We start from the raw sequence: 21,527 nt of genomic DNA, 5'->3' as shown, positions 1-21,527 counted from the left end.
CGCCGGGGGATCCGGGCTTGCGCTGCCCGGCCACCCGGTGACCGCTTCGTCCGGTGACCGCTTCGTCCTCGATCTCCCCCATGGCCCCAGGGCATGGGGGACCCCTTCGAGGGGCCTGACTCGAGCGTGTCCGGCGTTTGAGGACAAAACGTGGCGCATGGGCTCGGCGCACCGGCTTTCCGCTCGCGGTACCTTCGGGCGCACACTGGCGGCACGGGTGCACCCGCACTCCCCGCCGCACACGGATAACGCGTCACCGGACAGAGCGGAGTCAGAGCGTGAGCATGAATGCGACCGAGGGGGCCGATCCGTTCGGGACGGCGCGGCTGCGGCGCGGGGTGCTCGATGCCTGGGGCGCCGGTCCCGCCCGGTTCCGGGAGGACGCCAACGCCGAGGAGGACCTCGCGCTCGGCGGCTACCGTGACCGCCTCGTCGTCGAGCTCGCCCAGAACGCCGCCGACGCCGCCGCCCGCGCCGGTGTCCCCGGCCGTCTCCGTCTCACCCTGCACCCCGGCGACACCGGGAACGCCGTCCTCGCCGCAGCCAACACCGGCGCCCCCCTCGACGCCACCGGCGTCGAATCGCTCAGCACGCTCCGGGCCTCCGCCAAGCGCGAGGGCCACGAGTCCGCCGTCGGCAGGTTCGGTGTCGGATTCGCCGCCGTGCTCGCGGTCAGTGACGAGCCCGCCGTCGTCGGCCGGCACGGCGGGGTCCGCTGGTCCCTCGCCGAGGCCCGCGGCCTCGCCCGGCAGGCCGCCGTCGGCAGCCCCGGCCTCGGTGACGAACTCCGCCGCCGCGACGGTCACGTACCGCTGCTCCGTCTCCCGCTGCCCGCCGAGGGCACCGCGCCGGACGGGTACGACACGGTCGTCGTCCTGCCGCTGCGCGACGGTGTCGCCGAGGACCTCGTCGGCCGGCTGCTCGCCGCCGTCGACGACGCGCTGCTCCTGACGCTGCCCGGCCTCGAAGAGATCGTCATCGACACCCCCGACGGGGCACGGACGTTGCACCGCTCCCAGCACGGCCCGTACACGCACGTCGACGACTCCGTGCACGGCAGGAACCGCTGGCGCACGGTCGCGCACCACGGTCCGATCGAGCCGGCCCTGCTCGCCGACCGCCCCCTTGAGGAACGGCTGCGCCCGCACTGGTCGGTGACCTGGGCGGTGCCCGTGGACATTGACGGGGCGCCGGTCTACCCCCGCACCGCCCCCGTCGTCCACGCCCCGACCCCCACCGACGAACCCCTCGGCGTGCCCGCGCTGCTCATCGCGTCGCTGCCGCTCGACACCACCCGCCGCCACCCCGCGCCCGGCCCGCTCACCGACTACCTGGTGCAGCGCGCGGCCGACGCCTACGCCGAACTGCTCGCGGACTGGCATCCGGTGAGCGTCGGAACGATCGACCTGGTGCCCGGTCCGCTCGGCAGCGGCGAACTGGACGGTGCGCTGCGCGGCGCGATCCTGGAACGCCTGCCGCGCGTCGCGTTCCTGGAGGCCGCCGCCCCGCGCGACACCGCCGCCGAACCGGACCGCTGGGACGCCTGGGACGCGGAGCCGGAGAGCGCCCACGAGGCCACCACCGCGCTGCGGCCCATCGAGGCCGAAGTGCTGGAGGGGGTCGGCGCCGAGACCGTCCAGGTGCTCTCCGAGGTGCTGCCGTGCCTGCTGCCCGCGGGACTTGAGCGCCGCAGCGAACTGCGCACGCTCGGGGTGGCCAGGGTGCCGCTGACCGAGGCCATCGACCGGCTCGCCGGTCTGGAGCGCGATCCCGCCTGGTGGCGGCGGCTGTACGACAGCCTGTCCGGCATCGACCCGGACCGGCTCTCCGGACTGCCGGTGCCGCTGGCCGGGACGGTGGATCAGGCGGCAGAGGGGCCGGACGGCATTGCGGCCCCGCGCACCACGATCGGTCCCCGTCAGGTCCTGCTGCCGCTGCCCGAAGCGCTCACCGGCCCCGTCCTCGACCGGCTGGCCCGGCTCGGCCTGAAGGTCGCGCATCCGGACGCCGCCCATCCGCTCCTGGAGAAGCTGGGCGCGCTGCCCGCCACCCCGCGCGCCGTGCTGACGACCCCGCAGGTACGCGCGGCCGTCGCCGGTTCGCTGGACGCGGGCGAGGTGTGGGACGAGGACGCGCTGGACGCCGAAGAGCTCGCGGAGACCGTCCTCACGCTGGTCCGGGACGCAGACCTGTCGCCCGGCGACGAACCCTGGCTCGGCGCCCTCGCGCTCCCGGACGAGGAGGGCGAACCCGCTCCGGCCGGTGAACTCGTGCTGCCGGGAAGCCCGTTCGCACAGATCATGCGCGACGGTGAACTCGCCCTCTGCGACGAGGAACTGGCCGTGCGCTGGGGCGAACAGCCGCTGACCGCCTGCGGGGTGCTGGCCACCTTCGCACTGGTCCGCGCCACCGATGTCGTCCTCGACCCGGACGAACTGGAGCCGCGCGAAGGCGACTTCGCCGAACCCGACGACGCGGGGCTGCTCGACGCCGTCGACGTGTGGTGCGAGGACATCCTCGACCAGCTGCCGGACACCCCTGTGCCGCCGGTCGCCACCGAACTCGTCGCCGTCCGCGACCTCGACCTCGTCGACGACGACGCCTGGCCGCAGGCGCTCGCCCTGCTCTCCCGCCCGCCGCTGCGCGACGCACTGACGCAGCCGGTGCGGGTACTGCTCCCGGACGGCACGACCCGGTCCGTGCGTCCGTACACCGCCTGGTGGCTGCGCGACCACCCGGTGCTCGACGGCCGCCGCCCGGCGGGTCTGCGGGCCGCGGGCAGCGACCCGCGGCTGTCCGGGCTGTACGACTCCGCCGACGCGGCCGGCTTCGACGACGTCCAGGTGCTGCGCGCGCTCGGCGTACGGACGTCGGTCGCGGCGCTCCTCGACGAGCCGGGCGGTGCCGCCGAACTCCTCGGCCGGCTCGCGGACGAGGGCCGCCCGGTCGGTTCCGTGCAACTCCACGAGCTGTACACGGCCCTGGCCGATCTCGACCCCGAACACGTCACACTGCCCGACGAGCTGCGGGCCGTGGTCGACGGCGAGGTGCGGGTCGTCGACGCGGCGGACGCGGTGATCGCGGACGCCCCCGATCTGCTGTCGCTGACGGACAGTCTTCCGCTGCTGCCGGTGGCCCCGGCGCGCGCCACCGAGTTGGCCGAGCTGTTCCAGGTGCGGCGACTCGGCGAGACCGTCGAGGCGCAGGTGACGACGGAGGGCGAGGAGCACCAGGTGCCGGAACCGGTACGGGTCCTGCTCGGCGCCGGGACCCCGGACACGTACATCGAACACGGCGAACTCCGCGCGGGCGGCGTCGAACTGGACTGGCGCCGTACCCCGGACGGGGTCGTCCATGCGTCGACGCTCGAGGGCGTCGCGGCGGGCCTGGCGTGGGCGGCCGGTCAGTGGCCGCGGCGCTTCGAGGTCGCCGCGCTGCTGGAGGACCCGTCACGTACGGAGGAACTGGCCCGGGACCGCTGGTTCGACTGACGGCGCGGGCCCAATTGCCAGGGCCCGGTCACGCATACGTAAAGATTCTCCCCGACCGCACAACCGTTCACCCGTCTCATTGATCTCGTCCATGAAGCCACCAGGCTTCACAGACGATCTTGGGCCCCACGGACGGACGACCTCCGCGGGCCCCTTTCTCCACTGGGGAATGAACATGCGTATACGTGCCACTGTGGCCGCCGTGACCGGCGCCCTGGCTCTCTCCGCCCTCGTCGTACCGTCGGCGGCCAACGCCGCCGACGCGCACCACTCGGTCCTCGGCGACGTCGTGCGTGCCGCGCAGGCCGCGTCCGGCACGAAGACCGGCGCGCGCGCCGTCGGCGCCGCCGACACCGCCCCGCTCGACCTCACCTTCTCCAAGCTTTCGGTGAACGGCGGCAAGCCGATCGTCGTGGGCACCACCAACACGAAGACCGTGGCGACCACGTTCACCGTGACGCACGGCGCCGACGTGGACATCTTCGCCGACGACTTCATGCTCGATGTCGAGCTCTACCGCGGTTCGTTCGACGACCCGACGAACATCCTGTTCGGCGACGTGGCCCCCACCTGCAAGACCGTCTCCTCGACGGTCGCCACCTGCAAGGGGCAGATCGACGTCTGGCCGCAGATCGACTTCATCGGCAACGCGGACGCCACGACGTGGAAGGCGGTGGGCTTCGCCGCCGACTTCAACGGCCAGGACCCGTCCGACCCCGACTTCGACCCGAGCCAGATCGGCTTCGTGGAGCAGGACGGCCTGGGCACCACCAAGCTCCAGCGCTTCTCGAAGCTGACCGTCAACGCCGCCCCGGAGCCCGTCAAGAAGGGCAGGACCATCACGGTCACCGGCAAGCTGACGCGCGCCAACTGGGACGACTTCGCCTACCACGGCTACACCGTCCAGCCGGTGAAGCTCCAGTTCCGCAAGAAGACCAGCACCGCCTACACCACGGTGAAGACGATCAAGTCGAGCAGCACCGGCGCCCTGAAGACCACGGTCACGGCCTCGGTCGACGGCTACTGGCGCTACAGCTTCGCCGGCACGTCCACCACCCCGGCCGTCACCACCACCGGTGACTACGTCGACGTGCAGTAGTCACAGCACCAGTTCCACCATCGGTTCCACCCGAGCAGCGGGATCTCCGAGCGAGGTCCCGCTGTCCGGCGGACCCACCGTCTCATCGGGTCCCGCAGAGGCCGGAGCCATCGGAGCCACTGCCCGCGGGGCCCCTTTCTCCTTTCTCACCTGGGGACACTTATGCGCATTCGTGCCACTGTGGCCGCCGTGACCGGCGCCCTGGCTCTCTCCGCCCTCGCCGTGCCGGCCGCGCATGCGGCAACGGCTCCCGTCCTCTCCAAGGTCACCGTCAACGGCGGCAAGGACATCGTTCTGGGGACGACGGTGCCGAAGACGGTCACCGTCTCCGTCACCGCCTCGCACGCCTCCGGCATAGCCACCGGCTGGGCGATCCTCTGGCACGGGACGAACCTGGAAAAGGGTATGGACGGCGCGCTGGTGCCGACGCAGGAAGCGACCTGCCAGGAGGCGAGCGCCACCACCGCCACCTGCTCGCTCACCATCACGGTCGACCCGAGGGCCGACCTGACCAGGAACGCGCTGGCCGGTTCCTGGCACATCCTCGCGGGCGCCGAGGCCAAGGACGGCTCCAGCACGTCGTACGACTCCTACGCCACGACCCATGTGCAGCGGCTGTCGAAGCTGACGGTCAACGCCGCCCCGGAGCCCGTCAAGAAGGGCAGGACCATCACGGTCACCGGGAAGCTGACGCGCGCCAACTGGGAGACGCACGCCTACGCCGGCTACACCGTCCAGCCGGTGAAGCTCCAGTTCCGCAAGAAGACCAGCACTGCCTACACCACGGTGAAGACGATCAAGTCGAGCAGCACCGGCGCCCTGAAGACCACGGTCACGGCCTCGGTCGACGGCTACTGGCGCTACAGCTTCGCCGGCACGTCCACCACCCCGGCCGTCACCACCACGAGTGACTACGTCGACGTGCAGTAACAGCTATACCGGGAAGCGGCGACTGACCAGGCGCCAGGTGAACTCCAGGGCAGTCGCCGCCACCACCGCAATCCCCACCGCTGCCCACGGCATGACCGCGCCCACCAGCTTCAGCGCGAAGAAGCCCTGCAGCCACGGCACCACCAGCACGATCAGGAACGCCGCCCCCATCGTCGCGACCAGGACGATCCGCCACCAGGTGTAGGGGCGGGCGATGATCGCGAGGACCCACATCGAGACCAGGAACAGCGTGAGCGTCGCCGCACTGGTCTCCGCGTCCAGCGCATGCGGACCCGTGTAGTAGTGCCTGGCGATCAGATACGTCGCGAACGTGGCGATGCCCGCGATGACGCCGGACGGGACCGAGTACCGCATGACTCTGCGGACGAAGTGCGGCCGGGCCCGCTCCTTGTTGGGCGCGAGGGCCAGGAAGAACGCCGGGACGCCGATCGTCAGCGTCGACAGCAGGGTCAGATGCCGGGGCAGGAACGGGTACTCGACCTGGAAACAGACCACCAGGATCGCCAGCAGCACCGAGTAGACGGTCTTCGTGAGGAACAGGGTGGCGACCCGGGTGATGTTGCCGATGACCCGGCGGCCCTCGGCCACCACCGACGGCAGGGTCGCGAAGCTGTTGTTGAGCAGCACGATCTGCGCCACCGCGCGCGTCGCCTCCGAGCCGGATCCCATCGAGACCCCGATGTCGGCGTCCTTGAGCGCCAGCACGTCGTTGACCCCGTCACCCGTCATCGCGACCGTGTGGCCGCGGGACTGGAGCGCGGCGACCATCTCCCGCTTCTGCTGCGGGGTGACCCGGCCGAAGACCGCGTTCTCCTCCATGGCGGTGGCCATGTCGTCCGGGTCCGTGGGCAGCCGGCGCGCGTCCAGGGTGTGTTCGGCGCCGGGCAGGCCGAGCTTGCCCGCGACCGCGCCGACCGAGACGGCGTTGTCCCCGGAGATGACCTTCGTGGCGACCCGCTGGTCGGCGAAGTAGCGCAGCGTCTGGCCGGCGTCCGGCCGCAGCCGCTGCTCCAGGACGACCAGTGCGGCCGGTTCGGCCCCGGTGGCGCTCTGCGGCCCTTCCAGCTCCCCCTGCGCGCGGGCCAGCAGCAGGACCCGCAGTCCCTCCTGGTTGAGCTGCTCGATCTCGCCGAGCGCCGGGTCGTGGTCCGGGAGCAGCACATCGGGTGCGCCGAGCAGCCAGCTCGACGCCTTGCCGCTGCCCTCGTCGAACGCGGCGCCGCTGTACTTGCGTGCCGAGGAGAACGGCAGCGCCTCCGTGCAGCGCCACGCCTCGCCGTTCGGTGACGGGTACGCGTCGATGATCGCCTGCAGGCTGGCATTGGGCCGTGGGTCGGACGCGCCGAGGTTGGCCAGCACCTGGCGTATGTACGGGTCGTCCGCACCTCCCAGCGTCCGCACCTCGGTGACGTCCATGCCGCCTTCGGTGAGGGTGCCGGTCTTGTCGAGGCAGACGACGTCGACCCGGGCGAGGCCCTCGATGGCGGGCAGCTCCTGCACCAGGCACTGCTTACGGCCGAGCCGTACGACACCGATCGCGAAGGCGACCGAGGTGAGCAGGACCAGGCCCTCCGGGATCATCGGGACGATTCCGCCGACCGTCCGGGCGATGGAGTCCTTGAGGTCGGTCTTCTTGACGACGAGCTGGCTGATGATCAGGCCGATCGCGGTCGGCACCATCATCCAGGTGATGTACTTGAGGATCGTGCTGATGCCGCTGCGCAGTTCGGACTGGACGAGGGTGAAGCGCGACGCCTCCTCGGCGAGCTGCGCGGCGTAGGCCTCGCGGCCGACCTTCGTGGCGGAGAACGCGCCGCCGCCCGCGACGACGAAGCTGCCGGACATCACCGGATCGCCGGGCTGTTTCAGTACGGGGTCGGCCTCGCCGGTGAGCAGCGACTCGTCGATCTCCAGGTTGTCGGCCTCCGCCACCGCGCCGTCCACGACGACCTTGTCGCCGGGGCCGAGCTCGACCAGATCGCCGAGGACGATCTCCGAGGTGGATATCTCGGCGGCGGCCCCGTCGCGCCGGACCGTGGGTTTCGCCTCGCCGATGACGGCCAGGCCGTCGAGGGTCTTCTTGGCCCGCCACTCCTGGACGATGCCGATACCGGTGTTGGCGATGATCACGTAGCCGAAGAGGCTGTCCTGGAACGGCGCGACGAACAGCATGACCAGCCAGAGCACGCCGATGATCAGGTTGAACCGGGTGAAGACATTGGCGCGGACGATCTCGCCGATGGAGCGGGACGAGCGGACGGGTACGTCGTTGACCTCGCCCCGGGCGATCCGCTCGGCGACCTCGGCGGCGGTCAGCCCGCTGCTGCGCACGGCCGAGGCCGGCAGCTTCATCGGGTGGACCGGGTCGAGTTCGGAACCGGCGTCGATGGGGGCCGGCCGGGGCCGGCGGGGTTTCTGCTTCCCGGAGGAGTCGACTGCCCGCTGCGTCATGGTTCCGACGGTACGGGCGGAACGCCCGATTCACCTGCCGGGATTCCGAAGATCGGACCGCAGGAGGAGGGGATGCGGTCCGGGGCGTCAGGGAAGTCCGGGGGGCGTCCCCGACTTTCGCAGTGGTTGCGCGCCGGCCCGGGTCGCGGACTCCGTCGGTGGCTCGGGTCGGCGGCTTGCGCCGGTCGCGTCAGTGGCTGCCGTCGGCCGCGTCGGCCGTTCCGGCCTTGGCGGCGGCCGCCCGCTTGAGCGCCGCGTCGCGCCCCCGCACGTACCAGATGCCGATCAGTCCGAGCCCGGCACCGGCCAGACACGTCCACACCCACCAGGTGTGCCCGTGGTCGTCGAACCAGCCGTAGAACGGGAGCTGGACGAGGAAGAGGACGAACCAGAGGATCGTTCCGCCGGTGATGGTGGCGACGACGGGCCCCTCCAGGGGCTCGGGTGCCTCGTGTGTCGGTGTCCACTTCGCCATGGGGTCAGTGTATGCGGCCCGTATGTAAAGCCGGTCGGCCCAGTCGGCCCAAGGGTCTACGCGCGGAGATAGCGATCTTCGACTTATGTATTCATACTGAATCTGCTTACGGCTGTCTCGATTTATTCGTGTAAAAGTCCAAAGCTGACCGCTCTTCTCCCCCCTCTACGCACGACTGAGGTCATACATGTCCCCCTCGGCCACCGCTTCGGTCGACTCCAGGCAGCCCATAGCTCCAAAGCCGCACGGCGGCCTGGACCGTTTCTTCAAGATCTCCGAGCGGGGGTCGTCGGTCGCGCGCGAGATCCGCGGCGGATTCGCCACATTCTTTGCGATGGCGTACATCATCGTGCTGAACCCGATCATTCTCGGCAGCGCGAAGGACATGTACGGGCACCAGCTCAATGGCGGCCAGCTGGTCACCGCCACCGTGCTGACCGCCGCGTTCTCCACCCTGCTGATGGGCGTCATCGGCAATGTGCCGATCGCGCTGGCCGCCGGTCTCGGCGTCAACACCGTCGTGGCCCTGCAGCTCGCCCCCCGGATGAGCTGGCCGGACGCGATGGGCATGGTCGTCCTCGCCGGCATCGTGGTCATGCTGCTCGTCGCGACCGGGCTGCGCGAACGCGTGATGAACGCCGTACCGAAGTCGCTCCGCAAGGGCATCGCGATCGGTATCGGTCTCTTCATCCTGCTGATCGGCCTGGTCGACTCGGGCTTCGTCTCCCGCATCCCGGACATCGCGCACACCACCGTGCCGCTCCAGCTCGGCAGCGACGGTCACCTCAACGGCTGGCCGGTTCTGGTCTTCATCCTCGGCGCGCTGCTCACCCTCGCGCTGATCGTCCGCAAGGTGCCGGGCGCGATCCTGATCTCGATCGTCGCCATGACGGTTGTCGCGATGGTCATCGACACCGTCGCCGACCTGCCGGGCGAGGCCTGGGGCCTGACCGTTCCGCAGTGGCCGGGCAACCCGGTCGCCACCCCCGACTTCGGGCTGATCGGCAAGGTCAGCCTGTTCGGCGGCTTCGACAAGGTCGGTGTGCTGACCGGCCTCCTGTTCGTCTTCACCGTGCTGCTGTCCTGCTTCTTCGACGCGATGGGCACCATCCTCGGTGTCGGTGACGAGGCCAAGCTGACGGACAAGGACGGCAACTTCCCCGGCATCAACAAGGTGCTGTTCGTGGACGGCATCGCGGTCGCCGCGGGCGGTGCGAGCTCCTCCTCCGCCAGCACCTGCTTCGTGGAGTCCACGGCGGGTGTCGGAGAGGGTGCCCGCACCGGCTTCGCGAGCGTGGTGACGGGTCTGCTCTTCACGGTGGCGCTGTTCCTGACGCCGCTGGCGACCATGGTTCCGTCGCAGGCGGCCACGCCGGCGCTGCTGGCGGTCGGCTTCCTGATCATCGCGGGGTCGGTGCGGGACATCGACTGGAGCGACTACACGCTCGCCATCCCGGCCTTCCTGGCCATGGTGATGATGCCGTTCACGTACTCGATCACCAACGGCATCGGCATCGGCTTCATCGCCTTCTCCGTGCTGCGGGTGGCGGCCGGTCGCTGGCGCGAGGTGCCGGTGGCCATGTACGTGGTGTCGGCGGTCTTCGTCTTCTACTACGCGATGCCGGCCCTCGGCCTGACGTCGTAACCCTTCACACGTCACCCTCTGCGGGGCGGACGGCCGGGCGAATCAGTTCACCCGGTCGTCCGCCCCGTAGAATTTTTCCGTCTCCTCGACGGCCGCTTTGAAGCGCTCGTCGAAATCGCTGCGCATGAGCGTCCTGACGACGTAGTCCTGGACGCTCATTCCGCGTCTGGCGGCGTGCTGTCGGAGCCGGTCGAGCAGCTCACCGTCTATCCGCAGGCTGAGCACTGTCGATCCCATGGCAAGCAGGGTTACGGCCTTGAGGTCGTTTCGCGTCACTTTCCGGATCTGACTCACTCGTTTGGGTGATCGATAGACCGCGCGTGTACCAGTCGAGTGGTATTTAGGGTAGGTAATGAGTTACGCTAACAAACATGCCTGACCTGATCCACGACGGCGACAGTGCGGCCGCCGTGAGCTCCCTTCGTTCCGCCGTGATGCTGCTGGGCCGACGCCTCAAGCACCAGCGCGTCGACGAGTCGCTGAGCCCCACCGAGATGTCGGTGCTCGGCACGCTCGCCCGCTGCGGATCCGCCACCCCCGGTGAGCTGGCCCGCAAGGAGCATGTGCAGCCTCCGTCGATGACCCGCATCGTCGCGCTGCTCGAAGCCAAGGGACTGGTCAGACTGGAACCGCACCCCGATGACCGTCGCCAGAAGATGGTCAGCCAGACCGAGCAGGCCGAAGCCATGCTCGAGGAGAGCCGCTCCAAGCGGAACGCCTGGCTGGCCACCCTCGCCGAAGGCCTGGACGAGGACGAGTGGGAGACGCTGCGCAAGGCCGCACCTGTGCTGGAGAAGCTCGCCCACCTGTAGCGGTACGGGGGGGTACGCCGGGCCAGAGTCGGCGTGCAGCCCGTACGGCCGCATCCCGTCAGTCAGCACGCAGTCCACGCCCGAGGAGGCGAACCCTTTTGAGTACGGGATCCGGAGCAGACTCCGCCCCCGCACCGACGTCCACCCACGAGAGCAAGCCCGGCGGGACCTTCTCGTCGCTGAAGATCCGCAACTACCGCCTGTTCGCCACAGGCGCGGTGATCTCCAACACCGGTACCTGGATGTCCCGCATCACGCAGGACTGGCTCGTTCTGAGCCTCACCGGGTCCGCCACCGCCGTCGGCATCACCACGGCCCTCCAGTTCCTCCCCATGCTGCTCTTCGGCCTGTACGGCGGGGTCATCGCCGACCGGCTCCCGAAGCGCAAGCTCCTCCTCGTCAGCCAGGCCGCGCTCGGCCTCTGTGGGCTAGCCCTCGCCGCCCTCACCCTCTCCGGCGTCGTCCAGGTCTGGCACGTCTACCTGATCGCCTTCCTGCTCGGCATGGTCACGGTCGTGGACAACCCGGCCCGCCAGTCCTTCGTCTCCGAGATGGTCGGCCCCGCCCAGCTGCGCAACGCGGTCAGTCTGAATTCGGCCAACTTCCAGTCGGCCCGGCTGATCGGTCCCGCCGTCGCGGGTGTCCTGATCACCACGGTCGGCAGCGGCTGGGCCTTCATGTTCAACGGACTGTCCTTCGGAGCCCCGCTCATCGGCCTGCTGCTGATGCGTACGAGCGAACTGCACAAGGCGGTCGTCGTGCCGCGTGCCAAGGGTCAGCTCCGTGAGGGGCTGCGCTATGTCTCCGGACGCCCCGAGCTGATCTGGCCGATCGTCCTGGTCGGCTTCGTCGGCACGTTCGGCTTCAACTTCCCGATCTGGCTCACCGCTTTCGCGGACGAGATCTTCCACGGCGGCGCCGGGATGTACTCGTTCTTCAACATCCTCATGGCGGCCGGTTCACTGGCCGGCGCACTGCTGGCGGCCCGTCGGCGCTCCTCGCGGCTGCGGATGCTGGTGGCGGCGGGTACGGTGTTCGGTCTCCTGGAGATCATCGCGTCCGTGTCGCCGTACGTCTGGCTCTTCGCGATCCTGCTGCTCCCGATCGGCATGATCGGCCTGACCACCAACATCAGCGCCAACACGAGTGTCCAGATGGCCGCCGATCCGGCCATGCGCGGCCGGGTGATGAGCCTGTACATGATGGTCTTCGCCGGGGGTACGCCGGTGGGCGCCCCGATCGTGGGCTGGATCAGCGACACGTACGGCGTCCGGACCGCCATGGCGGTCGGCGGCGCGTTCTCGATGTTCGCCGCACTCGGCGTCGGCTTCATGCTGGCCCGCGTCGGCGGCCTGCGCATCAAGGTCGATCTGCGGCCGGGCCGCCCGCATGTGCGGTTCGTCCCCCGCGAGCAGCTGACTACGGCGGCCTGAGAGCCGCCCGTACGCGACGTGGCAAGGCCCCGGCCGGTGGACACCGGCCGGGGCCGTTTCACGGATACGCGGGGCCCGTTTCACAGGTACAACGCGGTACGCACGGTGACCGGGATGCGCGCCGGTACGGTGCGACACTCGGCCCATGAGCCGCATGAGACTCTTCGTCGCCGTCCTGCCGCCCGACTCCGCCGTCGCGGAGCTCCGCCGTGCCGTGGCCCCGCTGCACACCCTTCCGGGCGCCGCTCGCATGCGCTGGACCGGTACCGACGCGTGGCACTTCACGCTCGCCTTCCTCGGTGTGGTCGACGAAGGGCTGCTGCCCGATCTGCACGAGCGGCTGGGACGCGCCGCCCGCCGCACCGAGCGGTTCCCGCTGCGCATCCACCGCGGCGGCCGGTTCGACGGCCATGTGCTGTGGGCCGGGGCCGCGGGTGGACTCGACACGCTGAGGCTCCTCGCCGAACGCGCCGACGCGGCAGCCCGCCGCGCCGGCGTCGCGATGGACGAGCACCGCCGCTACACCCCGCACCTCACCCTCGCCCGCAGCCGCTCCGAGACCGACCTGCATCCCTACCTGGAGGCCCTGGACACCTTCGAGGGCACACCGTGGGAGGTCGGCGAGGTCGCTCTCGTACGCAGCAATCTGCCGGTCGCCGGGGTGCCGGGGGAGCAGCCGCGGTACGAGGTGGTGGCCTCCTGGCCGCTGGGGCACTGAGCGGTGCGGTTACGCTCGACGGGTGGACCCGAAGACCAGAAACCGCATCATGGCCGTCGTGCTCGTACTGATGTTCGCCGTTGTCGCCGTGACAGCCGCAGTCGGAGGCTGAGGCGCCGACACCGGCTCCCGTCAGCCGAGCCCCAGGCCCCGGGCCGTCTCCTTCACGAACGCCTCGGGGTTGTCCAGCATGATGTTGTGCTCGCACCCCGGGACCGGCACGACCCGCACCCCGCCCTCGACCAGACCGTCCTCGTCGGGCAGCGGCCCGTCGCTCTCCGGCCGCAGGTAGGTACGCGGAATCTTCAGCTCCAGCAGCTGCTCGCGCATCGTGGGCGTCGTTCCGCGCGCGAGGTGCACGGCGCTGCGATGCAGTGCCTCCGAGCCCGAGAGCCGCATCGTCGACCACCAGTGGGGTCCCACCCGGTCGCGCACCTCGACCATGCCGTGATCGAGGAACTCCTGCTCCGTGTAGGCGGCGATGCCGCTGCTGCCGGGCCGTTGCCGATCGGGCGCGACCGGGTCGAGGTTGGCGTCGATCAGGACGAGCCGCGCCACCAGCTCCGGGTGGCGTGCCGCGAGCACGATGGCCACCGAGCCGCCCATGCTGTGCGCGACGACGTCAGTGGCGTACGCATCGGCGGCCCTGAGTGCGACGGCGATCGCGTCGGCGTGCGCTTCGAGCGTGTAGTCGAAGTCCGTGGGCCGGTCGCTGATGCCGAAGCCGAGCATGTCCATGAGCAGCGAACGGCTGCCGGCGAGGAGCGGATGGACGGCGCTCGCGGTGAAGTACGGACCGGACGAGGCGCCGAGACCGTGCAGATAGACGCGGGTCCGTCCGTCGCTGCCCGGGATCTCCACCCACCGGATGCGCGCACCGCCCGCTGTCACCTGTGCGTTCTGCATGTCTCTCGCTCCCCTCCGGCCATGAAACCATCGGCGAGACCATATATCGGTGCCGATGTATGACGCGAGGGCGGAGGATGCTCGGGTGCTGGAACTGGCCATCCTGGGATTTCTGTACGAGCAGCCGCTGCACGGCTACGAGTTGAAGCGACGCGTCGCCCATCTCACCGGCCATGTCCGCCCGATCGCGGACGGCACGCTGTACCCGGCGATCAAGCGCCTGGAGCGCGCCGGGTGGCTCGGGCGCCGGACCGAGCCCGGCAGCAGGGCCGCGCCCCGCCACACGCTGACCCTGACGGACGACGGGCGCGAGGAGCTGCGCCGCCGGCTGCGCGAGGCCGACGACGTGGACATCAGCGACGAGAACCGCTGGTTCACCGTCCTCGCCTTCCTCCGTCACCTGCAGGCACCCGCCGAGCAGGCGGATGTACTGCGGCGCAGGCTGACGTTCCTGCAGGAGCCGAGCAGTTTCTTCTACGACTACGGCTCCGGGGGCGAGCGCCCGCTCGGCCCTGAGGCCTTCGACGACCCGTTCCGCCGAGGCGTTCTCACGGTCGCCCGTGCGGCGAGCGAGGCGGAACTGAGCTGGCTGACAACGACTCTGAAGGATCTCGGAACCCGTTGAGTCCGCCCGCTGAGCCCTTGCTTCGAGCGGACTCGAAGGCGTTGGCTTGGTGCCCATGAAGTACACGCAGCTCGGACGCACCGGACTTGAGGTCAGCCGACTCGTCCTCGGCACCATGAACTTCGGTCCGCAGACCAATGAGGCCGACAGTCACGCGATCATGGACGCCGCGCTGGACGCGGGCGTCAACTTTTTCGACACTGCCAATGTCTACGGCTGGGGCGAGAACAAGGGCCGCACGGAGGAGATCCTCGGCACCTGGTTCGCCAAGGGCGGTGAACGCCGCGACAAGGTCGTACTCGCCACCAAGGTGTACGGGAACATGGCCGCGGAGGGCGATGCCTGGCCCAACCACCACAAGCTCTCCGCGCTCAACATCCGGCGCGCCGTCGACGCCAGCCTCAAGCGGCTGCAGACGGACCACATCGACCTGTACCAGTTCCACCACATCGACCGCGCCACCCCGGTCGAGGAGATCTGGCAGGCCATCGACGTCCTGATCCAGCAGGGCAAGATCCTCTACGCCGGCTCGTCCAACTTCGCCGGCTGGAAGATCGCCCAGACCAACGAGACCGCGAAGCGCCTCGGCTCGTACGGTCTGGTCAGCGAGCAGTGCCTCTACAACCTCGCCGAACGCCGCGCCGAGATGGAGGTCATCCCGGCCGCGCAGGAGTACGGCCTCGGTGTCATCCCGTGGTCCCCGCTGCACGGCGGACTGCTCGGCGGTGTGATCCGCAAGGAGCGCGAGGGCGGTGCGGCCCGTTCGGCGTCCGGCCGGTCCGCGGACGCGCTCGCCAACACCACGGTGCGTGCGCAGATCCAGGCGTACGAGGACCTGCTGGAGAAGCACGGCCTGGAGCCCGGCGAGGTGGGCCTGGCCTGGCTGCTGACCCGGCCGGGCGTGACCGGCCCGATCTCCGGCCCGCGTACGCGTGGGCAACTGGACTCGGCGGTGCGCGCCGTGGACCTGGAGCTGTCGGACGAGGTGCTGGCCGCCCTGGACGAGATCTTCCCGGGCCCCGGCCCGTCGCCGGAGGCCTTCGCCTGGTGAGCGGCGGCGCCTCCCTGTGAACACCTGAGCCCGGCTCTGCGGCACAAGCGCGCGGAGCCGGGCTCAGGTCATGGTGCGCGACGGCTACTTGAGGTAGACCAGGCCGTCGGTGGTGATCGCCGGACGCCCCGAGGTGGCGACGACGACGATCTTGACCGTGTGCTTGGCGCTCGTGGACCAGCTCTTCGTCCACAGCGCGTCGCGGTACTTGGTGGTGGACGACTTCAGGTCGACCGTGGCCACCTTCGTGCCGTCGACATAGACGTACGCCTGGCCGGACGTACTGGCGCGCGAGACCACCCAGGCGGCCGACCGGCCGGTGAACGTCCAGGTCAGGCTCGCGCTCTTGGACGAGCTGGAGTACGACTTGCCGCCGAGATAGCTGGACGACGACTTCGTCGTCCAGGTGCCCGTCTTCGTGGCCGAGGTCTCCTGGAGGATGACCGGGGTGCCGGAGACGGAGGCGGCGGCGGTGTTGCCCGCCAGGTCGTACGCGGTCATGGACCAGGCGGTCGCCGCGCCGGACTTGGCGGTGTGCGAGGCGCTCGTGGTGGTCGGCCCGTAGGTCTTGGCGACCGGGGCGGTCAGCCGGACCTCCTTCAGGGAAGCGGTGTCGGTCGCCTTCCACTTCAGGGTGAGCGGGACGGCGGTGGTGTTCACCGTGCCGGTGCGCAGGGCGAGGTTCGGCTTGGTGGTGAACGTGGGAGCCGTCTGATCGGCGATCATGGTCGCGGCCGCGGACGTGGCCGTCTTCCCCGACTGGTGCGTGGCGCGGACCTGGATCTTGTGGGTGCCGGCACCGAGCGTGGCCTTCGCCGAGGTGGCGGTGGCCGCGGCCGTGGCGACGCTCTTGCCGTCGACCAGGAGTTCGTACTTGGAGATCAGGGTGCTCGGCGTGGTGGCCGACCAGCCCACGGTGATGGCGGACTTGGTGTAGTACGACGTCCCGGACAGCGTGGCACCGGTCACCGACTTGATGGCCAGTCCGGTGACGGGGCCTGCGGCGAGGCTGCGGATCGCAGGCAGCTGCCCGTACAGCTTGGTGCCGGGGCACTCGGTGTTGAAGCCGTCGCGGTGGCCGGAGATCTGATTGAAGGAGTACTGCGTACCGGCGGTGAAGGTCTTCCCGAAGCCGTTGGAGCCGGTGGCGCCCGCGGTGAGCATGGTGCTGCCCGCCGGGTCACCCTTGTACTGGCCGAGCTTCCACGCGGCGATCCGGGCCACCGAGGTGGTCACCGCGCTGGGGGCGGCCACATCCGTGTAGGTGCCGAGGACGGAGATACCGGTCGACTCCCGGTTGAAGCCGTAGGTGTGTGCGCCGAGGACCGGCCGGTCCACGCCGCCCTTGCGGCCCTCGAAGATCGTCCCGCACTTGTCGACCAGGAAGTTGTAGCCGATGTCCTTCCAGCCCTCGCTCTGGACGTGGTACGCGTACACGCTGCGCACGATCGCCGCGGAGTCGGCGCAGGAGTAGTCGTTGGTCCCCGCGGTGTGGTGGACGAAGACGGCCTTGACCGTGTCGTTGTACTCCGGCGCCTCCGGGCTGATCGACTCGTCGGCACCCCAGCCCGCACGCGAGGTGATGGGCGGCTTGGGCACGGTCGACGGCGGTGCGGGCGGCAGCGACGCGGACGGCGAGGTGCTCGCGGTCGGCGAGGAGCTGTCGCTCGCCGTGGGCGAGGGGCTGTCCGTTGCCGTCTCGGAAGGTGTCACGGCCGGCGTCTCGGATGCCGGGGCGGTGTCGGACTCCGTGGCCGTGGGGGTCGGTTCCGAGGTGGCCGTCGGATCGGCCGAGGGGGAGTCGGACGGCGACGGGTCGGCCGGGATTTCGGTCTCGGCGACGAAGGCGGCCGGGGCCGCGTGCAGCGACGAGCCCTTGCCGGGGTCGACGGTGTCCAGCCGCAGCCCGGCGGGCAGCTTCGCGGAGACCTTGGCGCCCGAGGTGACGCGTACCTCGACGCCGTTGGACGGGCCGACCCACCGCGGTTCGGTGGACCCGCGGACACCGGAGCGGCCCGCCTCCGTACGGCCGTCGTTGTCGGTCTCCAGCGGCGTCCAGGACGACCAGGTGCCGTTCGAGGCCGCCCTGGTCCGTACCTCGACCGCTCCCGTCACCTTCGCCGCCGGGTCGGTCCAGGTGACGCCGAGCATGCTGAACGGAGCGGTGTCCCGCCTGCCGAGAGTCGCGGAACTGCCGTCCGCGGACACCTTCAGCGCCGCCTCGCGCACCTCGGCCCTGACCGGACCTGCCTTGCTGTCGGCACTGTCGCCGGAATTTCCGGTCATGCCCTGGAACACCAGGACACCGGCCACCGCCGTCGTCGCAACAGCAGCCGTGGCCCAGAGTCGTCGCCGCGATCTCAAGTCGTATCCCTTGGGAAGAGAGTGGTTGGACAGTCAGGTTCCGTCGGCTCGGGGGCAGGTTGGGGAAACGCCACGTGAATTCCGACGAGGGAAGCAAGATCCGCCGCGCTGCGACGAGCTGCATAGCATGCCATTGCTGTTTTCGGCCGACGGGACCGCCCCCGCCTTCCGCCGGTCCCTGTCCTCTACTGCGCGGCGAACCGGTCCAGTGCCTCCAGGACCGCCCGGGTGGTCGCCGGACCGCCCAGATGCCCCGCCCCGTCGATCACGGTCAGCTCCGCGTCCGGCCAGGCCCTCGCCAGCTCCCACGCGGTGATCAGCGGGCCGGCGAGGTCGAACCGGCCGTGCACCAGCACCCCCGGGATCCCCGCCAGCCGCCCGGCGTTCCGGATCAGCTGCCCCTCCTCCAGCCAGGCGCCGTGGGAGAAGTAGTGCGAGCAGATCCGTACCAGCGCCTGCTGGGCCCTGCCCGGCCGGCCGCTGTAGGGGGGTGGTCCCGAGTACGTCTCCTGGGAGAGAACCGCGTCCTCCCAGGCGCACCAGTCGGCCGTGGCCTTCGCCCGTACCGCGGTGTCGGGGCTCTCCATCCGCCGGGCGTACGCGGCCACCAGGTCGCCGTCCCCGGCCGCCTCCGGGACGCCCGCCCGGAACAGGTCCCACGCCTCCGGAAAGATCCGCCCGGCCCCCCGGTACAGCCAGTCGATCTCACTGCGCCGGGTCGTCGTGACGGCCGGGATCACGATCTCGGAGACCCGCTGGGGATGCTCCTGTGCGTACGCCAGGATCAGCGTCGACCCCCAGGACCCCCCGTACAGCAGCCACTTCTCGATCCCGAGACGGGCACGCAGCCGCTCCATGTCGGCGATCAGGTGGGCGGTGGTGTTGTGCCGCATGTCGGCGGCCGGGTCGCTCGCGTGCGGGGTCGACCGGCCGCAGCCCCGCTGGTCGAAGAGGACGATCCGGTACCGGTCCGGGTCGAAGTACTGCCGGGCGTGCGCGCCGCACCCCGACCCCGGACCGCCGTGGACGACCAGCGCGGGCTTGCCGTCCGGGTTGCCGCAGACCTCCCAGTACACGAGGTTGCCGTCACCGACGTCGAGCATGCCCTGGTCGTACGGTTCGATCACCGGGTACTTCTCGTCGGGCTTGCGGTCCATGGCGGCGTCCTTCCGGTCCGGGCCAAAGGGCTCACCTTATGGCGGGGCGTAGCGTGGCTGCCGTGATTTCCACCCCACGGGTCCTGGCCGTACTCGACGATCTGCTCGCCACCGCAGCCCCCGACCGGCGCGGTGCGCTCTGGCAACTGGCTGAACAGGGGAGGGAGCTGGACGCCAACCTGGTGCGTCTGCCGCCGGGCGGCGAGGTCGGGGAGCATCAGGAGGACGTCCTCGACGTGCTCCTCGTCGTCATCGCGGGAAGCGGCCGGGCGACCACGGGCGCAGAGGTCCTGGAGCTCGCCCCCACCACGGTCCTCTGGTTGCCCCGCACCTCCCGCCGCGCCCTCGCGGCCGGCCCGGACGGCCTGGCGTACCTCACCGTCCACCGCCGCCGTCCGGGCCTGACCATCAAGCCCTCGGTCGAGGTCCCGGCGGCGCACGAAGGCGGCGAGGGGCCCTGCATGCTGGACCGGGTCTGTCCCGACTGCGGCCGCCTCTCGGTCGATCCGGCGCCGGTGTTCTGCAGCAGGTGCGGGGAGCGGTTCCCGGAGCGGTGAGCGTGCCGCGGCCTGCACGTGGCCGACGGGTTTGCTCGGGGGCCGCTCCGTTCACCCCGCCGTGGGTTGTGGCGTAACTGCACGGCCAACACGTGCTGACCGGCGCACCGTTCCCGAAGAGCGGGGGCGGATGCGCGCCCGGCACGCCACGGCAGGTCACCTCGTCGATCGTGTGGGCAACTCCGTTGACTGCGGCTGAACGGCCGTGCGACGGTGAGACCGCCTTCCCCTCACGCCTGCCCCGGGCCCGCGCGATCACGGGCCGACTCGAGAACTGGAAGCGGATACTGTGACGCTCGGACACCCTCACTCCCATCAGGCCACCGACCGCAGTCTCACCCCCGCGCAGTTCGAGGTCTTCGAGAAGGAGTTCGCCTCTCGGCCGGCGAACCGGCTGATGCAGAACGCCGTGACCCAGACGCCCGTGGACGACATCGCCCTGGACCGGCGGATCGTGACCGCCGTCGACCACTCGGTCTCCCACCACCTGGACGACTGGAAAGTCACCAACCAGAAGAACAGCGGGCGCTGTTGGATGTTCGCCGGGCTCAACCTGCTGCGCGTCGGCGCCGCACGGAAGCTCGGTGTGAAGGACTTCGAGTTCTCCCAGAACTACCTGCTCTGGTGGGACAAGTTCGAGCGGGCGAACCACTTCCTCGAGGCCATCATCGAGACCGCTGACCGAGACGTCGACGACCGGACGGTGGCGCACCTGCTCGGGGACCCCATCAGCGACGGCGGCCAGTGGAACATGTTCGTGGCGCTGGTCGCCAAGCACGGCCTGGTACCGAAGTCGGCGATGCCGGAGACGGACAGCTCGTCGGCGACGGGACCGATGAACCGGGCCCTGAGGAGCCTGCTCCGCCAGGGTGCCCGGGATCTGCGCCGGGCGGCCGCCGAGGGGGCCGAGGCGCAGCGCGTGCACAAGCGAGCGGTGCTGGCCGCCGTCCACCGCGTACTCAGCATCCACCTCGGTACACCGCCGCAGCGGTTTCTGTGGCAGTGGCGGGACAAGGATCAGGAGTTCCACCGCGCCGGCTGGATGACGCCGGCCGAGTTCGCGAAGTCGTACGTGCAGATACCCCTCGACGACTACGTCTGTATCGTCCACGACCCGAGGGAGTCGAGTCCGGCCGGCCGCACCTTCACCGTCGAGTACTTGGGCAACGTCGTCGAAGCTCCGCCGGTGGTCTACCTGAACGTGGAGATGGACCTGCTGAAGCGTCTCAGTACGGACGCCGTCGTCGGCGGCGAGCCGGTCTGGTTCGGCTGCGACGTGGCCCGGATGATGCGTGCGGACCTCGGGATCTGGGACGCCGATCTGTTCGACTACGAGGCCGTCTACGACACGTCGTTCGAGCTGGACAAGGCGGCACGGCTCATCCACCACGAGACCCAGATGACGCACGCGATGCTGTTGACCGGCGTGGATGTGGTCGACGGCGCTCCGCGCCGCTGGCGGGTCGAGAACAGCTGGGGCGATGAGAAGGCCGACAAGGGCTTCTGGACCATGAACGACTCATGGTTCGGCGAGCACGTCTTCGAGGTCGCGGTGCGGCGCTCCGCACTGCCGCCGGAACTGGCCGCCGCCCTCGACGAGCCGCCGATCGTCCTGCCGGCCTGGGACCCCATGGGTGCACTCGCCGATTGAGGCCCGCCCGCTCGAAGCCACCGACGGGGTGGGGTGGCGGCCCGCCCGTCGGTAGTGGGGGCATGTTCATGCCCGTGGCCGCCGGCCGGCCCTGCCGTACGCAACGGAGAGTTCGCAGCGCACCCGGTTCCGCCGGTCGGA

Annotated in this window: 17 protein-coding genes; 11 read left to right on the top strand and 6 right to left on the bottom strand. The window is 70.3% G+C overall.

Annotated features, from left to right (window positions below; all coding sequences use genetic code 11):
- Window positions 1-284 precede the first annotated feature (284 nt).
- The 3 genes from OHA88_RS22070 to OHA88_RS22060 all read left to right on the top strand — a co-directional run bounded on the left by OHA88_RS22070 (window position 285) and on the right by OHA88_RS22060 (window position 5,520).
- Window positions 285-3,491, top strand: coding sequence for a sacsin N-terminal ATP-binding-like domain-containing protein (locus OHA88_RS22070; RefSeq protein WP_328629761.1), 3,207 nt, complete (start codon window positions 285-287; stop codon window positions 3,489-3,491).
- A 175-nt stretch (window positions 3,492-3,666) separates the two neighbouring features.
- Window positions 3,667-4,590 (top strand): hypothetical protein, encoded by a 924-nt coding sequence (locus OHA88_RS22065; protein ID WP_328626780.1) that lies wholly within the window; start codon window positions 3,667-3,669, stop codon window positions 4,588-4,590.
- 162 nt (window positions 4,591-4,752) lie between these two features.
- Window positions 4,753-5,520: a DUF5707 domain-containing protein gene (locus OHA88_RS22060; RefSeq protein WP_328626779.1), complete on the top strand. Its 768-nt coding sequence runs from the start codon at window positions 4,753-4,755 to the stop codon at window positions 5,518-5,520.
- Between the two features lie 3 nt (window positions 5,521-5,523).
- Here the strand turns inward: OHA88_RS22060 and OHA88_RS22055 are convergent, their stop codons facing one another.
- Complete coding sequence (locus tag OHA88_RS22055; RefSeq protein WP_328626778.1) at window positions 5,524-7,992, bottom strand: HAD-IC family P-type ATPase; 2,469 nt, start codon at window positions 7,990-7,992, stop codon at window positions 5,524-5,526.
- A gap of 190 nt (window positions 7,993-8,182) precedes the next feature.
- The gene (locus OHA88_RS22050) at window positions 8,183-8,467 is read right to left on the bottom strand and encodes a DUF2530 domain-containing protein (RefSeq protein WP_328626777.1); all 285 of its coding nucleotides are present in this window, start codon (window positions 8,465-8,467) and stop codon (window positions 8,183-8,185) included.
- 187 nt (window positions 8,468-8,654) lie between these two features.
- On the opposite strand from OHA88_RS22050, the gene OHA88_RS22045 reads away from it, so the two are divergent.
- Window positions 8,655-10,112, top strand: a complete 1,458-nt coding sequence (locus OHA88_RS22045) for an NCS2 family permease (RefSeq protein ID WP_328626776.1) — start codon at window positions 8,655-8,657, stop codon at window positions 10,110-10,112.
- Between the two features lie 42 nt (window positions 10,113-10,154).
- Here the strand turns inward: OHA88_RS22045 and OHA88_RS22040 are convergent, their stop codons facing one another.
- Window positions 10,155-10,349, bottom strand: coding sequence for a ribbon-helix-helix protein, CopG family (locus OHA88_RS22040; RefSeq protein WP_328626775.1), 195 nt, complete (start codon window positions 10,347-10,349; stop codon window positions 10,155-10,157).
- A gap of 134 nt (window positions 10,350-10,483) precedes the next feature.
- Here OHA88_RS22040 and OHA88_RS22035 point away from each other — a divergent pair, with 134 nt between their 5' ends.
- The 3 genes from OHA88_RS22035 to thpR all read left to right on the top strand — a co-directional run bounded on the left by OHA88_RS22035 (window position 10,484) and on the right by thpR (window position 13,075).
- Window positions 10,484-10,924 (top strand): MarR family winged helix-turn-helix transcriptional regulator, encoded by a 441-nt coding sequence (locus OHA88_RS22035; RefSeq protein ID WP_037692928.1) that lies wholly within the window; start codon window positions 10,484-10,486, stop codon window positions 10,922-10,924.
- 98 nt (window positions 10,925-11,022) lie between these two features.
- Complete coding sequence (locus OHA88_RS22030) at window positions 11,023-12,357, top strand: MFS transporter (protein ID WP_328626774.1); 1,335 nt, start codon at window positions 11,023-11,025, stop codon at window positions 12,355-12,357.
- 154 nt (window positions 12,358-12,511) lie between these two features.
- Window positions 12,512-13,075, top strand: coding sequence for an RNA 2',3'-cyclic phosphodiesterase (thpR, locus tag OHA88_RS22025; protein WP_328629760.1), 564 nt, complete (start codon window positions 12,512-12,514; stop codon window positions 13,073-13,075).
- A gap of 132 nt (window positions 13,076-13,207) precedes the next feature.
- Here thpR and OHA88_RS22020 read toward each other — a convergent pair whose 3' ends face one another.
- Entirely contained in the window at window positions 13,208-13,981 is a 774-nt protein-coding gene (locus tag OHA88_RS22020; RefSeq protein WP_328626773.1) for an alpha/beta fold hydrolase, read from the bottom strand.
- Window positions 13,982-14,066: 85 nt separating this feature from the next.
- Here OHA88_RS22020 and OHA88_RS22015 point away from each other — a divergent pair, with 85 nt between their 5' ends.
- Window positions 14,067-14,606 (top strand): PadR family transcriptional regulator, encoded by a 540-nt coding sequence (locus OHA88_RS22015; protein ID WP_328629759.1) that lies wholly within the window; start codon window positions 14,067-14,069, stop codon window positions 14,604-14,606.
- A gap of 55 nt (window positions 14,607-14,661) precedes the next feature.
- Window positions 14,662-15,657 (top strand): aldo/keto reductase, encoded by a 996-nt coding sequence (locus OHA88_RS22010; protein WP_328626772.1) that lies wholly within the window; start codon window positions 14,662-14,664, stop codon window positions 15,655-15,657.
- Between the two features lie 84 nt (window positions 15,658-15,741).
- On the opposite strand, the gene OHA88_RS22005 is transcribed toward OHA88_RS22010, so the two are convergent.
- Together OHA88_RS22005 and pip are read right to left on the bottom strand one after the other, a co-directional pair.
- The gene (locus OHA88_RS22005; RefSeq protein ID WP_328626771.1) at window positions 15,742-18,021 is read right to left on the bottom strand and encodes a peptidoglycan recognition protein family protein; all 2,280 of its coding nucleotides are present in this window, start codon (window positions 18,019-18,021) and stop codon (window positions 15,742-15,744) included.
- 185 nt (window positions 18,022-18,206) lie between these two features.
- Window positions 18,207-19,178 (bottom strand): prolyl aminopeptidase, encoded by a 972-nt coding sequence (gene pip / locus OHA88_RS22000; RefSeq protein WP_328626770.1) that lies wholly within the window; start codon window positions 19,176-19,178, stop codon window positions 18,207-18,209.
- 62 nt (window positions 19,179-19,240) lie between these two features.
- Between pip and OHA88_RS21995 the strand changes: the two genes are divergently transcribed.
- Together OHA88_RS21995 and OHA88_RS21990 are read left to right on the top strand one after the other, a co-directional pair.
- On the top strand, window positions 19,241-19,735 hold the full coding sequence (locus OHA88_RS21995; RefSeq protein WP_328626769.1) for a cupin domain-containing protein: 495 nt from the start codon (window positions 19,241-19,243) through the stop codon (window positions 19,733-19,735).
- Between the two features lie 289 nt (window positions 19,736-20,024).
- Complete coding sequence (locus OHA88_RS21990) at window positions 20,025-21,386, top strand: aminopeptidase C (protein WP_328626768.1); 1,362 nt, start codon at window positions 20,025-20,027, stop codon at window positions 21,384-21,386.
- Window positions 21,387-21,527: the final 141 nt, after the last annotated feature.

Source organism: Streptomyces sp. NBC_00353 (assembly GCF_036108815.1).
In the GTDB taxonomy this organism is placed as follows: domain Bacteria; phylum Actinomycetota; class Actinomycetes; order Streptomycetales; family Streptomycetaceae; genus Streptomyces.
Note: the sequence above shows the minus strand (reverse complement) of the source record. Positions and strands in the feature narration are given on the sequence as shown.

Coding starts and splice junctions, on each gene's coding strand:
- OHA88_RS22060 (WP_328626779.1), top strand. CDS start 4,753: ATGCGCATTCGTGCCACTGTGGCCGCCGTGACCGGCGCCCTGGCTCTC.
- pip (WP_328626770.1), bottom strand. CDS start 19,178: ATGGACCGCAAGCCCGACGAGAAGTACCCGGTGATCGAACCGTACGAC.
- OHA88_RS22040 (WP_328626775.1), bottom strand. CDS start 10,349: ATGGGATCGACAGTGCTCAGCCTGCGGATAGACGGTGAGCTGCTCGAC.
- OHA88_RS22050 (WP_328626777.1), bottom strand. CDS start 8,467: ATGGCGAAGTGGACACCGACACACGAGGCACCCGAGCCCCTGGAGGGG.
- OHA88_RS22065 (WP_328626780.1), top strand. CDS start 3,667: ATGCGTATACGTGCCACTGTGGCCGCCGTGACCGGCGCCCTGGCTCTC.
- OHA88_RS22010 (WP_328626772.1), top strand. CDS start 14,662: ATGAAGTACACGCAGCTCGGACGCACCGGACTTGAGGTCAGCCGACTC.
- OHA88_RS22070 (WP_328629761.1), top strand. CDS start 285: ATGAATGCGACCGAGGGGGCCGATCCGTTCGGGACGGCGCGGCTGCGG.
- OHA88_RS22020 (WP_328626773.1), bottom strand. CDS start 13,981: ATGCAGAACGCACAGGTGACAGCGGGCGGTGCGCGCATCCGGTGGGTG.
- OHA88_RS22045 (WP_328626776.1), top strand. CDS start 8,655: ATGTCCCCCTCGGCCACCGCTTCGGTCGACTCCAGGCAGCCCATAGCT.
- OHA88_RS22035 (WP_037692928.1), top strand. CDS start 10,484: ATGCCTGACCTGATCCACGACGGCGACAGTGCGGCCGCCGTGAGCTCC.
- thpR (WP_328629760.1), top strand. CDS start 12,512: ATGAGACTCTTCGTCGCCGTCCTGCCGCCCGACTCCGCCGTCGCGGAG.
- OHA88_RS22055 (WP_328626778.1), bottom strand. CDS start 7,992: ATGACGCAGCGGGCAGTCGACTCCTCCGGGAAGCAGAAACCCCGCCGG.